Raw genomic sequence first — 14364 nt, 5'->3', positions numbered from 1 at the left:
TAAGTCAACTCTAGAGCATACCTGCAATCAAGCAGATGTGAGATATTAGCATCAGTAGATGCTTTATCCAACACAAGCCAAACTAGCATCACTTAGCTAAATTTTTTCATCATTTAGACAGAAGATAATTTTTATATGCAACATTTCAGAAAAGCGGCTTCAACCGATGTGGAAGCCATCGTGAAGCTGGTGAATATGGCTTATCGTGGGGAGCCTAGCCGCGCGGGTTGGACCACGGAAGCGGATATTCTTGATGGCTTACGGACTTCTGTTAACGAGGTTAAACGTCTCATTGATTCTGAAAACAACATTATTTTGCTGTGCTTGAATGATGAGGAATTGCTTGGCTCAATTTGCCTTGAAAAAGAGGTAAGGAAAGGAAATGACCACAATATTGCACATATTGGCATGTTTGTTGTGCATCCTCAGACACAAGCGAAAGGTATTGGTAAACGCTTACTAATTGAGGCTGAAAGTCTGGCCAGGCAAATATGGAACATAGAGCAGTTTCAAATGCATGTGATTACGGTAAGGCTCGAGTTAATCAAATTCTATGAGAGACGCGGTTATGTGCGTACTGGTATTGTTGGTGAATTTCCAGTTAACCCAGACGTTTGGCAACCTAAATTGGATGGTTTACAATTAGAAACGCTAGAAAAGTTCATCCCAAAATAAAGTATTGTTTGGGCTTACTCTTGACCAGATAAAACTGGTCGAGTAAAGTACATAAGCTTATGACAACCAATTACAACATTACCGCAAATGCGGTCATTAACAACCGAAAAGCATTATGGCTTCTGGCCATTGTATGCTGCGGTTGCTTTGATGTAATTTAGGTCGTCATCAATTTAGCAACCGTGGGCTCTCCGCGGTTGTCTTTAGTCATTCATCCCATTGAGCCCTAATTTAAGGGCAATATATGCAATCCCAAAACACTCAAACCTCGCGCGATGCCTTAATTGGTGCATTAATGGTGCTGGCTGCTGCCGTCACTGTCTCATCTAAAGCGATTATGGTGAAAATCGCCTATGCTTATGCAGAGCCATTTCCAGTAGATGCTTCTACGTTAATCGCTTTACGTATGGCATTCTCAGCGCCATTTTTTATTGCATTGGCGATTTGGGCGCGCGCATCTGATTCAGTACCAAAAATATCAAGTTACGATGCTTGGGTAATCGCTTTGATGGGAATTATGGGCGGTTATGTTCCTATGTTGTTAGATTTTGCAGGGCTAGTCTATGTGACCGCGGGCTTAGAGCGAATCATTTTATATATCTATCCCACAATCGTGATTTTGCTAAGCGCAGCCATGTTCAAACACCGTATCGGCAAACGCGTCTACTTTGCTCTGTTGGCAACCTATGCGGGTGTGGCTTTAGCTGTTGGGCATGATGTACTTATCGTAAAATCAGGTTCCGCTGAAACTATACTTGGTGCTAGTTTAGTCGCGGCTAGCGCCGTGGCATATGCTGCTTACTTAATTGCGAGTGGCAGATTGATTCCACGAGTAGGAGCATCGTTGTTTACTGCGTATACGATGCTTGCTGCCACGGCAGCGAGCGCGGCACATTACGGCAGTACCTCGCATCAGGTGAAGATTTTGCATTTGCCTACACAAGTTTATTTACTTAGCATGTTAATGGCGGTGGTTGCCACAGTGTTCCCTGCAATTTTATTAAATGTTGGCATACATAAAATTGGCAGTAGCAAGGCCGCGCTTATTAGCTCAATCGGCCCAGTATCGACGATATTTTTAGCCAGTATATTTTTAGGTGAAGATATTACCTTGTTGCAATTAGCTGGAACGTGTTTGGTGTTGATTGGAGTGTTGGCGATAAGTTTAGGCAAGAAATAAGTAGCATGCTTATTAGTCTTTAAGTGGCCTTAATGCTTCAATTTTTTAAGCCCACCCATCACCAATGAATAGGCCGCTGGCACTACAACTAAGGTTAATAGGGTTGAGGAAATCATCCCGCCAATAATCGCGACTGATAGCGGTTTGTTGGTTTCTGAACCTGCTCCTAGGCCTAGCGCCGCTGGTAACAGCGCTAGAATAATGGTGAGTGAGGTCATGACTACTGGGCGCAGACGAATAGGACAAGCCTCTTTGAGGGCATCGTTAATACTGGCGCCTTTTTCTACAAGTTGATTAGTGAGATCAACCAGCAAAATAGAGTTTTTAGCGACTAAACCTATCAGCAATACCAAGCCTATCATTGAGTAAATGTTTAAAGTATTGCCTGTCAAAAGTAGGGCGATTAAGCCACCAATAATAGCGAGCGGTTGTGCCAGCATGATGAATAGCGGCTGGATGAATGAGTTGAATTGGCTGGCGAGTACCATATAGAGTAAAAGAAAACCTAGAGCGAATACAAACTTAATGTTTTTCATGGTTTTGCCGAACTCTTCTGCTTGCCCTGTGAGTTTGAGTGTGTAATCAGGTGGCACAATTTTGGCTGCGGTGGCTTTCACTATGTCGACTGCCTCACCAAGAGGAACAGCAGGATTGGCGTAAAAGTTAACGGCGTATTGTAGGTCGTAGCGACCAATGACTGCAGCGCCTAATTCTTTATTAAAGCTTGCCACTGCATCGATTCTGACTAATTCACCACTACTGCTGCGTAGGTATATTTTATTTAAATCAGCGATATTTTCTAATTCAGATTCATTGGCTTTTACACGGATGTCATAACGCTGACCATCACCATTCAATTCATTATATTTGGCTATGTTAATGCCACCAGCATAGAGGGAAACCGCAGTGGCGATATCATTAGCACTAATGCCAAGTGCAGATGCTCTGAGTCGGTCAATCTGCATATTGAGTTGTGGTAAATCTAACTGCACATCTACATCAACCTTACCAATGTCGCTATTGGTGCTTAATTCTTTCTGTAAGAGTTGAGAAATACGACCGATTTCTTGTAAATTTACGCCAGTGAGATTGAATTGAAGCTTTTCAGAACGTTGACCGCGTGCGATAGAGCTAGGAGAAGGAATAGCGCGCACGCCGGGGAGTTGATCTAGTTCTTTTTTTAACTCCTTAATTAGCGTTTGTTGGCTTTTAGCGCGCTCCTCTTTGGGTTTTAAACGCACATTCACATTACCTTGGTTAACTTGTCCGCGTGAGCCCGCACCTATCGTAGCAAAGTAGCTTTCGACTTCACTTTTATGGGTCGCGAGCGTTGCTTCTACTAATTTCAAGCGTGAGTCGGTGTAGTCTAAGTTGGAACCTAGCGGTGTTTTAATATTGATACTGAAACTGCCTTCATCAGTTTCTGGTACAAAATCTTTCTCTACATATTTAAGAGAGAAAAAGCCGCTCACCGCAACAAAAATTAGCGTAATTAACAAGACCAAACCGCGATGGTTGAGTGATGAATAAAGTAGCTTTTTATAGACCACATCCATGCGGGATAATACGCGTCCAACCGCTTTGTAAACCGCATTTTCATTGTGGGTGACGCTTAAGTAGCGCGAACACAACATTGGTGTGAGCGTGAGAGAAACCAGCAGCGATGCCAGTACGCCGAACGTGACGACCACTGCAAAAGATTTAAAAAACATGCCGATGATGCCATCCATAAAAATCACGGGAGCGAATATGCAAACGAGGGATGCTGAGGAGGCTAGTACTGCGAATACCACTTCATTACTGCCTAAAATAGTGGTTTTGGTACGAAATGCGGCAACCGCTAGTGGATTTTTTATATCGATTGCTCTAATACCTTCGCCAACTTCACCTTCCATATGTCGCAAAATACTCTCGCGCACCACAATGGCGTCATCGACCACCACGCCAATCAGCAATAATAATGCAAGCAAGGTCATGCTGTTAAAGGTATAGCCAGCAAAATACATTACGGCAATGGCACCTAATAGCGATACGGGAATTTCTAAACAAATCATTAATGTAGAGCTAAACGACCGCATAAAAATCAGTACAATCAGGGCGGCAAACAAGGTGCCTTCTACCAGATGTTCTTTCAACGAAGCGACTAACTGATTGATGAAAATGCCGTCGTTAGTTGAGATTTCCAGCAACATACCAGCAGGTAAATTGGGGCGAATATCACTTTCCAGTCTACGTTCAACTTCTTTAATAATGTCGACAGTATTGGTATTGGCAATTTTAACCATACCAATTCCAACTGTTGGTTTACCATTGTAACGGGCTATCTGACGGTTATCAGAAATGCCATCTTCCACTGTTGCAACATCTTTAAGCCGAATAGGCGCGCCAACTTTATCTACAATAACCATATTGGCTAAGTCTGAAATTTTATGAAATTCAAGATCTAGTTTAAGTAATTGTTCTGCTTGTGAGCTGACGAGAAACCCGCCTGGAAGTTGGACATGTTCGCGATTAAAAGCGGTAATTAAATCCTGGGCAGTAAGTTTGTAGGCTGCCATACGATCTGGTTGAATGTTAACGCGAATCACACGATCTCTGCGCCCACCTAGGGTGACTTCACCCACGCCATTGATGGTTTCAAATTTCTTTTTTAGTACATTATTGGCATACAAGTTAAGTTGTTGAATGGTTCGATCACCACTTAATGCCAACCAAATAACTGGCGATGCGTTGGTATCTACTTTCTGAACGACAGGTGGATCAGTGTCCGTAGGTAAACGGCGCACTATTTGATTTACTTTGGATTGCACCTCGTTATAAGCGACGTCTATGTTTTTACTTAGCGCAAAGGTAATGCTAATGCTAGACACGCCAGGTGATGAAGCTGATTGAATATGCTCAATACCCGGAGTAGTGTTAATAGCAGATTCAATGATGCTGGTAATACTGGTATCAACCACGTCAGGGTTAGCACCACGCAACACGGTATTCACCGTAATGACAGGAAAATCAATCGAAGGCACGCGATCTACACCGATGCGCTGGTAGGCGATGATGCCGAAGAGAATAATCACGCCAGAGATCATCCAAGTTAGAACGTGGCGTTTAATGGATAGTTCTGGCAAGGTCATGTGCGGATTACTTTGTCTTTGAGAGTCACGGTGTTATTTTTTAAGCGTGTTAGCAGCTTTATCGGTATTTGCATCGGTTGGGGTACTTGCAATTTTAATGTCAGTATCGTCAGTTAAAAAGCCAGCACCATCCACCACGATGGTGTCATTTTCTTTGACACCACTGAGCAGTTCAACCATGCCATTTTGATGTGCGCCTGTTTTCACGATGGCCTGATAGGCTTTATTATTACGCACGATATACACGACTTCACCCGCAGGGCGTAGCACTACGCTTTGCTCGGGTACCATCATAGCGGCAGCTTGTTCACCTAGAATCACTGTTCCAGTTACGCTGGCACCAGGTTGCCAATCGGGTGAACCTATTATGTCTGCAATGACATCTACGGTTTGGCTGCCTTCAACGATCATTGGTTTTAAATCGTGAATGGTGCTTTTGATGATAGTCTCGCTGGTGGGTGAAGTGAGGCGTACTTCTAAACCGGGTTTGAGTTTTGCTGCTATATATTCAGGAAAGGGCAGATGAGCGCGCAGATGCTGCTTAGAAACTATCATAATCATAGGGTCACCCACTTTTACAAACTCGCCGTCATCTACTAGTTTTTTTTCAACATTACCACTGGCTGGCGCATAGATTTTGGTTTTACTGCTTGTATGGTTAATGCTGCCCACACGGGCTTTAGCGCCGATTAATTGTTCTTTCAATACATTCTGTTGCGCCACTTCATTATCCACCGCATTTTGTGAAATAAATTTCTTATTCACCAGCGCTTGGTTGCGTTCAACAGTTTTAATTTGATTCGATAATAAAGCTTGGATTCGCGCTACTTCTGCTTGAGCTTCGTTACGTTGCATTCCAAAATCAGATGCATCTAAGGTAACGATGAGTTGACCTTGTTTTACGGCTTCGCCGGTATTTACATGAATTTTTACGACACGCGCAGCGACCTCAGCTGAAATAGTTGGGTTGGTTAATCCTTCAAGCATGCCAATGGCTTCTTCACTTGTTTCAACTGCTTGATTTTTTACTTGAGTGACCGTTACCAGTGTTGGCTTTGCCACTTTTTTATCGAGCTGAGATTTTTCCGAAGCCGCATCTTTAGCGCCACAAGCCACCATTAAGGTGGAAATTATTACAATAAAGAATAGTTTGATATTTTTTTGCATTTTCTAAGAGTATTCGTTTCTTATTTTTTGTTAATGTTATCTATTTGAGACCAGTCAAAATATGGCCCAGGGTCTGTTTTGCGAATAGGTGCAATATCAGAATGTCCCACTATAGCTTGAATTGAGTAAGCTTCAGTCAGGCTTGTTATCAAATTTTTCAGGGTAAGGTATTGTGCTGGCTCAAATGCTTCAAAGTCTGAACCTTCGAGCTCTATTCCGACCGAGAAGTCGTTGCAACGTTCCCGATTATTCCAATTTGACACACCGGCGTGCCAAGCACGATCTAGACAAGACACAAACTGTATGAGTTCGCCATCCCGTCGAATCAGAAAATGCGAAGATACCTTACGCGTGTATATTTCCGCATAATAAGGATGCTCGTCTGGATTAAGTTGATTGGTAAATAGCTCAATAATGCCATTTCCACCATACTGGCTTGGCGGCAGGCTGATGTTGTGAATGACAATTAAGCTTATTTCACTTTCTGGTTTACTGGTGGGTTTACTGGCAGGACGAGCGTCAAAGTTAGGCGATGCGATATATTGCGCGTTAATCGCCATGCCAGCTTCATTGATTGTATAAGATTTCATAAAGGTTAATTTTATGCGAAATTTAGTTGTAAATTGCAGTATTCCGATAAAATGACGGTATAAACAAAAATTTACTTCAATTTTGCAATAGTTAGGGAAGCGTCAGATGATATTTTTAGAGTTATTCGCCATGTTGATCGTGATTTTAATCGCGGCAGAAGTGTTTACCAACGCACTAGAACACTTAGGCGAAAAGCTTGGTATTTCTGAAGGCGTGACAGGCTCTATATTTGCAGCGGTAGGCACAGCTTTGCCTGAAACCATGGTGCCTTTACTGGCTTTATTAGCGGGTACTCAAAACGTGGCAACCAATGAAGAAATTGGCGTCGGCTCCATTTTAGGTGCGCCCTTAATGTTAGCTACTTTATCCATATCGCTCATGGCGATTTCTGTTTGGAAGCGTCGTGGCACGCAAGGGCATTTAAGACCAGAGCGTACTGGGTTAACCCGCGATCTTAATTATTTCATTGCGGCTTTTACTTTTGCTGCAGTGGCTATGTACGTACCGCACACATTAACAACGGTTCGCTATGGCTTGGGTGCTTGCATGGTATTAATTTATGTTGTTTACGTGATGATGACGATCAATGCATCAAAAGCTTTGGTGCAAGACGGTCATGCCACAGAAGCAGGCGGCGATATGTTCCTATGTAAAACTGGTTTGCCAAATAATATGGTGGTGATTATTATTCAGTTGTTACTAGGTCTGAGCTTGCTGATTGCCGGCGCTAAAGGTTTTATTCATGGCGTTGAAGCAGCCTCTCAAATCCTCGGTATTTCGGCGTTATTGTTATCTTTACTCATTATTCCGATTGCGACTGAATTGCCTGAAAAAGTGAACAGTATTTTATGGATACGCAAAGGCAAAGACACTTTGGCATTTGGCAATATTACTGGCGCCATGGTGTTTCAAGGGACATTATTACCAGCGATAGGGATTATGTTAACACCTTGGGAGCCGCGTAAAGAGGTTGTGTTAGGTATTGCAATGACTTTACTGGCATCCATCTGGCTGCGTTACTTAGTTGCAAAAGGCGGTATTCGCGTTTGGCATTTGCTAGTGAATGGCGCGATGTATGTGACTTATTTGGCGCTAGTGTTAAGTTAAAGTTATTAATATAAACAGCTTATTAAAATGAAGCTTAGGTAAACTTGAGTTTAACTAAGCTTCATCGATTTCAAAATCTGGATCCAAATCACTCTCTTTTGCTAAACCAAGTTTAGCTAGTCTGTAACGCAAAGTGCGAAAGCTAATGCCGAGCAATTTTGCTGCGGCTGTCTTATTATTGTTGGTTTTCTCTAACGCCTTAATAATCGCTTTCTTCTCAACATCTTCAAGATAATCAGATAAGTTGAGATTAAGTGGTTTTTCCGCATTAAATGTAGAATTTTTTTCAGCACTTAATCCTGTGGCCGGCGTGCTGTCGTTACTTCCATAATTTAAATCTTCAATCGTAATCAATTTGCCATCACTCATTGCCAAAGCGCGCTCTAGCATATTCTCTAACTCGCGGACATTCCCAGGAAACTGCATTTTAGAGAGGTATGCCTGCGCTTCGCTATCCAGTTCTGGCATGCTAATTTTTTGGTAGGCACATAATTTTGCGAGTAATAAATTAGCCAGTAAAGGAATGTCACTTGGGCGGTCGCGCAAAGAAGGCATCTTAAGCTGAATAACGTTGAGGCGGTAATACAAGTCTTGTCTAAACAAGCCTGCATCCATCATTTGAGCCAGATTTTTGTGAGTGGCGCTAATAATGCGCACATCCACGGCTTCTTCATTAGCGCCACCTACCATGCGCACTTTTTTCTCTTGAATCGCACGTAAAAGTTTGACTTGCATCGGCAACGGTAAATCAGCGACTTCATCTAAAAATAAGGTTCCGCCATTCGCCGCCTGAAACAACCCTTCTTTATCTTGGTTAGCACCAGTAAAAGAACCTTTTTTATAGCCAAAGAACTCGCTTTCCATTAAGTTATCTGGAATCGCTCCGCAATTTACTGCGATAAAAGCGCCGTCGCCCCTAGAGCTGTACTTATGGATGAGCTTAGCAGCAAGCTCTTTACCGCTACCAGACTCGCCGCTGATATAGACAGGCGCTTGGCTACGTGCAAGCTTGGTAATCATTGCACGCACATGCACCATAGGTTCAGATTCACCAATCATTTCTAGCGCATCGCCTTTATTGTTTTTGGTTTGCGAACTAAGTTTGATTGCGGATTCGATGACAGGACGTAATTGCTTTAGTGAAATGGGTTTACTAAGATAGTCAAAAGCGCCGGCTTTAAGTGCGGATACCGCATTTTCTGCACTTGCATGAGCGGTGATGACAGCTACTGGTAAACCTGGATGAAATTCACTAATATAATTGACTAAATCTAGCCCAGTTCCGCCAGGCATTTGCATGTCAGTTAAGCACAGCGCATATTGCCGCTGAGTGAGTAAAGACTTGGCTTCTTGGATATTACTCGCGCTGTAAGTATCAATATCCATGCGCTCCAGCGTCATTGTGAGTAATTCACGTATGTCAGTTTCATCGTCTACTATTAAGCAGGTAAATTTTTGAGTCATGCGCTATTATGCCTTCTTAAGCTGCAAAATAAAGACACTACCATCAGCTAATGCTCGGTATTTCAGTTTTGCGCCATTGGCTTCAGCTAACTCGCGCGAAATATAAAGTCCTAAACCATTTCCAGTATTTTTTGTGGTAAAAAACGGCTCGAATAATCTTGCTTGATCTTGCTCTGCCACGCCGTCTCCATCGTCGATAATTTGGATGCTAAAACCTAATTTACTGAATTCAGAACAAATAATTTTTAAACTACCCACTTGTTTTTGACTATGTTCCCAGCCATTTTTACATAAATTCCATAAAATTTGTGTGAGATGACGTTTGTCAAAAGAAATATTTTTTTGTGATAGATTGTCCAGCGTAAAATGGGTGCTAGGTACTTTCTCTACAGCACAAAATTGCGCATGAAAACTACTTAGAAAGTCACTTATTTCAAAGAGCTCTTGCTGCGTGCGATCGCGTCTGTTCAATTCAAGCACATCTTTGATAATTTGGTCTATGCGCCCGATGTTGTCAGCTACAATTTCTAGTAGTCGCTCAGTTGATTTTGAGTTGCTTTCATCTTCTTGAAGTAATTGGTTGGCATGACTAATGGCGCTTAACGGGTTGCGAATCTCATGTGCGATATTAGCGGTTAATCTACCTAGCGCTGCCAGCTTAGCCTGTTGAGCCGCCGTTTGAATTTGACTCAGATCTTGAATGAAGATTACCGCACCAGCATTTCTGCCAGACAAAGGCGAATCTTGTTGCTGATTGATAGGCATAAACCTAAGTTTTAATTCACGATTGCTGATAGAAACATTTGAGTTGTTTTTTTCATCTGCACCATTCACCCAATCCTTAAAAACCTTTACTATTTCAGGGGCCTGCGTGGATAAAGGCAGATTAACTTCACTATTTTGAGCTAAAGAAAGTAATGCTGTGGCTTGCAAATTACTGTGGCGAATATTTAAGTTTTTGTCTACCACAATGACGCCATCTTGCATCTCTTGTGTGATTAGGGCGTTTATTTGCGACAAATTTTCAATATCAATGCCACGTGCAGAGGCGAGCGCTTCACTATGCTGCATACGTTTGGCTAAACTATAAGCCAGCAAAGCTGTCGCAAAGCAACTTAAGCCTAGCATCACAGGCTGCGTGTAGGTGCTCGCGGATAAGTTTTCTAAAATTATTCGGTAGCTATGTTCAAGCAACAAACCAATAGTAGCGATAGCCGCATAAAATAAAGCTAATCGACCATTGCTGACTAAGCTGGCGATAACGATAATAATGATTAACAACAGCCCTAGACCACTCGTGATACCGCCCGCTGTAAACATGAACAAAATAATAAAAACAATATCAGTCGTGATTTGCAGTGGTAAGGAGAGTCGATACACATCAGACTTTAGCGGACTTATTAGTAAAATGAATATGCTAAAGATTAGGTAAGCAATGGACAGCTTGAAGGTGAGTATGGCATGGCCGCCTTGCCATATGAAATCCTTACCAAGGTAAAGGTAAGAAATGGTAAAAACTATACTTAATACAAAGCGAAATAGATTGAGTACGTTAATTGCATGGCGCTGTAGCGATAAATCGATAGAGTCCGCAATAGATTGTTTCACGTTAGAATTTAGCACTTTTTAAAATTAATACGTTCAGGTTCCATTTTCATGGTGACAATCATTTCTAAGTTATTTAGGAATGTGAGTTTTACTGCAGTAAAACTCACCGTTGACTAGAAAAGCTTCTGACCTCGGCAAATGCACTGAACATGAAGCGCATTGCACCATGTTTTCTATTTCGTTATTTTCTTTTTCCTGCTCTTTTGCTGAGGTTTCTTTGTTATTATTTTTATCATTATTTGTGTTCGCCTTACTCCGTTTATAAATAACGATCAGTAGATAAATGATGAGCCCTAAAAAAATCAGTCGCCACATAAAATTTTGCACCTATTAGATAATTGCTATGATTGTAACCAAAGCTTGGTCTAGTTCAAAATGTAAACCTGATATACTTTCATTAATGACTGCGTTAACTATTTATAATAAACCAACCAACCATAAGCACGATGGCCACCACTAAAGAACTTTCAGATTTTCTTGAGTCGGTGGAGCGCAGAGCTTTCAAACAGACCGCTTACGCTGTTCGCGATGACCATGCGGCGCTAGATATTGTGCAAGACGCAATGATGAAGCTTGCGGAGAAGTATGGTGAAAAACCAGTGACAGAACTGCCTATGTTGTTTCAGAGGATATTGCAAAATACCATGCGAGATTTCTGGCGCAGGCAAAAAGTTAGAAATATATGGACGACATTATTGTCTTCATTTGGCAGCACTGAAGACGGCGAAGACCGTGATCCGTTAGAAACGATTGACGTAGAGGATGATAGTGATGAGCCTGAAGCCCAACTCGAACGCAGTCAGACCATTAAACTTATAGAAGCGGCATTGGAAAAGTTACCTGCGCGTCAACGAGAAGCCTTTGTTCTGCGTTATTGGGAAGAGATGGATGTTGCTGAAACGGCAAAAATTATGGGTTGCTCAGACGGAAGCGTTAAAACGCACTGTTCTCGGGCGGTTCACTCATTGGCGACAGAGTTGAAGAAACAGGGGTTAGAAAAATTAGGCCTACCAAGTTTAATGATAAGCAACGAAGGCTCAAAAGGCTAGGAGGTGAGCTATGGATAATCTAAAAGATATGCAAAATAGTAAAATAAATAAAAATAATGTAAATGACAATTTACTTGGGGATGAGCAGCTAGCGAAATTAGCGGCTAATTTGCTGAATGATAACGCGCAACATTTAAATGCTGTAACTTTGAAACGTTTGTCGGAAATGCGTGGTTTAGCAGTCTCAAAATTAGAGACAAGCCTAGCTATAAATCAAAACGGTAACGTCTTGCAATGGGTGAGGCATGGTTTTGGTAGTTATTTTGAACAGCATCGTTGGATGTCTGCTGCCATTATTATTAGTGCCATGTTGCTTACATTTTTAGCAGCACAAAAATTCAATATAGATAATAATTTAGAAAATAGTGATGCGTTCTTGTTGGCGTCTGAACTGCCACCAGAAGCATTTGCAGATAAGGGGTTTGATACATGGTTAGTTTCCAAGCGAGATTAAAGCTCGGCGCAATATTTTCTGCTCTATTATTAGTCAGTGGATTGATGTTTAACCATGCTGCATTCGCCGACGAAGCAAACGTGCCTTGGGCGCAACTCAATGATGGTCAGCGACAAATATTAAATCCTTTAGCTTCTGAGTGGGATACTTTACGCCCCTGGCAGCGAGAAAAAATGCTTGATATCGCGCGGGATTACCCAAAAATGAGCTCTAAAAAGCAAGAGTTGGTACAAAAGAGGCTTAGCAATTGGAGCCGCATGACACCGTATGAACGAGAGAATGCTAGAAAAAGTCATCAACAATTTCAGTCCTTATCAACCGATAAAAAGAATGAGTTGCGACAAAAGTGGTTGGAATATCAAAAATTACCAGAGTCAGAAAGAGCTAAATTGAGAGCTGATTCACCAGATACTTATCGGGATGCAGATTTAAATTAATAAGTTAACTAATACCTATGCAAACTGAGCAATTGTCACAAACAACAGCCCCAAGTTTCTTTAAGCTTGGGGCTTGCCTTATTTATGAGGCCTTAGTAGTGACTGCGATATCATTAGCCACCACTGCTATTTTTGTTTTATTGTTAGGTGAGGCAACTGGCATTAAACGATATTTGCTACAGCTATTCTTATGGCTGTCTGTGGGGATGTATTTTGTTTGGTGTTGGCAGAGAAAAGGCCAAACACTAGCAATGCAAACTTGGCAATTAAAGCTACTGAATCAAGATGCGCAGTCGTTGCCATTAAAAGCCGCGATTGCAAGGTATATACTAGCCACCTTTAGTTTAATGCTGTTTAGTCTTGGTTTTCTGTGGATTTTTGTGGATAGAGACAGGTTATTTTTGCATGATAGACTGCTCAAAAATAAAATTATCTACGCTCCACGTAAAACAACATTGCAATACCAGCCATTAAAAAAATAATGGTAGGCATAATGGCGCTAAATAATGGGGTCCAGTCATTGAGCAATCCCAAATGTGCAAATACACGGTTGAGTATTTGATACATAACTCCCAGCATAATTCCGATAAAAATCTTGCTGCTGGCACCAGCGGCACGTTGTTGTATAAAGCCAAATGGCAGCGCTAAAATCACCATGACCATGCAAGCTAAGGGGTAAATCATCTTTGCCCAAAGCGCGACTTCATAACGGGTCGTTTTTTGTTTATTTGTGCTTAAGTGATTGATGTAAGTATATAAATTCCAAGCAGACATTTTTTCTGGCATGATAAGTAATACATTGAGCAGTTCTGGGCGAATTAATGATTGCCATGTTGCCTCTGCAGATTGATGTACTTTCACTGAGTCTTCACCGAAATGGGTATCTGAAACTTCTTTGAGCTTCCATGACTCATGTTTAAACTCCCCCGATTTAGCAGTGCGGGTACTGATAAGTTTTGCATTTTTATCAAAGTCGAAAATATGGATATTGAGCAATGATGCGTCTGGTAATACTTCTTCAACGTTAATAAAACTATTACCATCCTTTACCCAAAGACCAGAGCGGAATTCTTGAGCAACCACAGAATCGGTGGCTTTAATACGCATGCGCTGTGCCATTTTTTCACTAAATGGAGTGATTAATTCACCGATTAAAAAAGTAATGATGGTAAATATAGCGCCAATTTTTAAAAGTAAAATCGCAATCTCAAAAAGCGAAAGACCGCTCACTCTTAACACTACCAGTTCGGAATAGCGTGCGAACTGACCTAAGCTGTACATGCAGCCGACCAACACCGCTACAGGCATTACGTCGTAAACATGACCAGGTGCGCTTAGCAATACGAAGAATAAAATTTTACTAAGACCATAATTACCTTTGCCTAAAGCATCTAACTCTTGAATCAAATCAAAGAAAGAGAACAAAGCAATGAGTGCAAGCATGACCATAAGGACATTAGCAACAATTTCTTTGAGAATATATTTATTAAGAATTTTCATA

Annotated in this window: 14 protein-coding genes; 7 read left to right on the top strand and 7 right to left on the bottom strand. The window is 41.6% G+C overall.

The features are described from left to right. The first annotated feature begins 135 nt into the window (after positions 1-135). Together PSV17_RS07165 and PSV17_RS07160 are read left to right on the top strand one after the other, a co-directional pair. Positions 136-675, top strand: coding sequence for a GNAT family N-acetyltransferase (locus PSV17_RS07165; protein ID WP_300481022.1), 540 nt, complete (start codon positions 136-138; stop codon positions 673-675). Between the two features lie 244 nt (positions 676-919). After that, complete coding sequence (locus PSV17_RS07160; protein ID WP_300481021.1) at positions 920-1855, top strand: DMT family transporter; 936 nt, start codon at positions 920-922, stop codon at positions 1853-1855. A 29-nt stretch (positions 1856-1884) separates the two neighbouring features. On the opposite strand, the gene PSV17_RS07155 is transcribed toward PSV17_RS07160, so the two are convergent. Genes PSV17_RS07155 through ampD form a run of 3 tightly spaced genes read right to left on the bottom strand, consistent with a single transcriptional unit; the run spans position 1885 to position 6743 of the window. Further along, positions 1885-4986 carry an efflux RND transporter permease subunit gene (locus PSV17_RS07155; RefSeq protein ID WP_300481020.1) on the bottom strand — a complete coding sequence of 1034 codons (3102 nt, stop codon included), beginning with the start codon at positions 4984-4986 and terminating at the stop codon, positions 1885-1887. A 33-nt stretch (positions 4987-5019) separates the two neighbouring features. Beyond that, positions 5020-6153, bottom strand: a complete 1134-nt coding sequence (locus PSV17_RS07150; RefSeq protein WP_300481017.1) for an efflux RND transporter periplasmic adaptor subunit — start codon at positions 6151-6153, stop codon at positions 5020-5022. A 20-nt stretch (positions 6154-6173) separates the two neighbouring features. After that, positions 6174-6743, bottom strand: a complete 570-nt coding sequence (gene ampD / locus PSV17_RS07145) for a 1,6-anhydro-N-acetylmuramyl-L-alanine amidase AmpD (protein ID WP_300481014.1) — start codon at positions 6741-6743, stop codon at positions 6174-6176. Positions 6744-6849: 106 nt separating this feature from the next. On the opposite strand from ampD, the gene PSV17_RS07140 reads away from it, so the two are divergent. After that, on the top strand, positions 6850-7851 hold the full coding sequence (locus PSV17_RS07140; protein ID WP_300481012.1) for a sodium:calcium antiporter: 1002 nt from the start codon (positions 6850-6852) through the stop codon (positions 7849-7851). 54 nt (positions 7852-7905) lie between these two features. Here the strand turns inward: PSV17_RS07140 and PSV17_RS07135 are convergent, their stop codons facing one another. From PSV17_RS07135 to PSV17_RS07125, 3 genes are all read right to left on the bottom strand, one after another. Then, positions 7906-9315 (bottom strand): sigma-54 dependent transcriptional regulator, encoded by a 1410-nt coding sequence (locus PSV17_RS07135; protein WP_300481010.1) that lies wholly within the window; start codon positions 9313-9315, stop codon positions 7906-7908. A 6-nt stretch (positions 9316-9321) separates the two neighbouring features. Then, entirely contained in the window at positions 9322-10923 is a 1602-nt protein-coding gene (locus PSV17_RS07130; protein WP_300481008.1) for a HAMP domain-containing sensor histidine kinase, read from the bottom strand. A 69-nt stretch (positions 10924-10992) separates the two neighbouring features. Continuing rightward, on the bottom strand, positions 10993-11238 hold the full coding sequence (locus PSV17_RS07125; RefSeq protein ID WP_300481005.1) for a PP0621 family protein: 246 nt from the start codon (positions 11236-11238) through the stop codon (positions 10993-10995). 107 nt (positions 11239-11345) lie between these two features. On the opposite strand from PSV17_RS07125, the gene PSV17_RS07120 reads away from it, so the two are divergent. The 4 genes from PSV17_RS07120 to PSV17_RS07105 are packed head-to-tail and all read left to right on the top strand — an operon-like array spanning position 11346 to position 13345. Continuing rightward, positions 11346-11972, top strand: a complete 627-nt coding sequence (locus PSV17_RS07120) for an RNA polymerase sigma factor (protein WP_300481151.1) — start codon at positions 11346-11348, stop codon at positions 11970-11972. A 10-nt stretch (positions 11973-11982) separates the two neighbouring features. Next, positions 11983-12426 (top strand): DUF3619 family protein, encoded by a 444-nt coding sequence (locus tag PSV17_RS07115; protein WP_300481002.1) that lies wholly within the window; start codon positions 11983-11985, stop codon positions 12424-12426. Then, a complete protein-coding gene (locus PSV17_RS07110) occupies positions 12402-12863 on the top strand; it encodes a DUF3106 domain-containing protein (RefSeq protein WP_300480999.1) in 462 nt (153 codons plus the stop codon). The genes PSV17_RS07115 and PSV17_RS07110 overlap by 25 nt, the downstream gene beginning before the upstream one ends. A gap of 17 nt (positions 12864-12880) precedes the next feature. Further along, positions 12881-13345: an RDD family protein gene (locus PSV17_RS07105; protein WP_300480997.1), complete on the top strand. Its 465-nt coding sequence runs from the start codon at positions 12881-12883 to the stop codon at positions 13343-13345. Here the strand turns inward: PSV17_RS07105 and lptG are convergent. Then, positions 13293-14363 (bottom strand): LPS export ABC transporter permease LptG, encoded by a 1071-nt coding sequence (gene lptG / locus PSV17_RS07100; protein WP_300480996.1) that lies wholly within the window; start codon positions 14361-14363, stop codon positions 13293-13295. The genes PSV17_RS07105 and lptG overlap by 53 nt on opposite strands. Position 14364: the final 1 nt, after the last annotated feature.

The organism is Methylotenera sp. (assembly GCF_029946165.1).
GTDB lineage: Bacteria > Pseudomonadota > Gammaproteobacteria > Burkholderiales > Methylophilaceae > Methylotenera.
The sequence above is the reverse complement of the archived record's forward strand: the minus strand, read 5'-3'. Positions and strand labels throughout refer to the sequence as shown.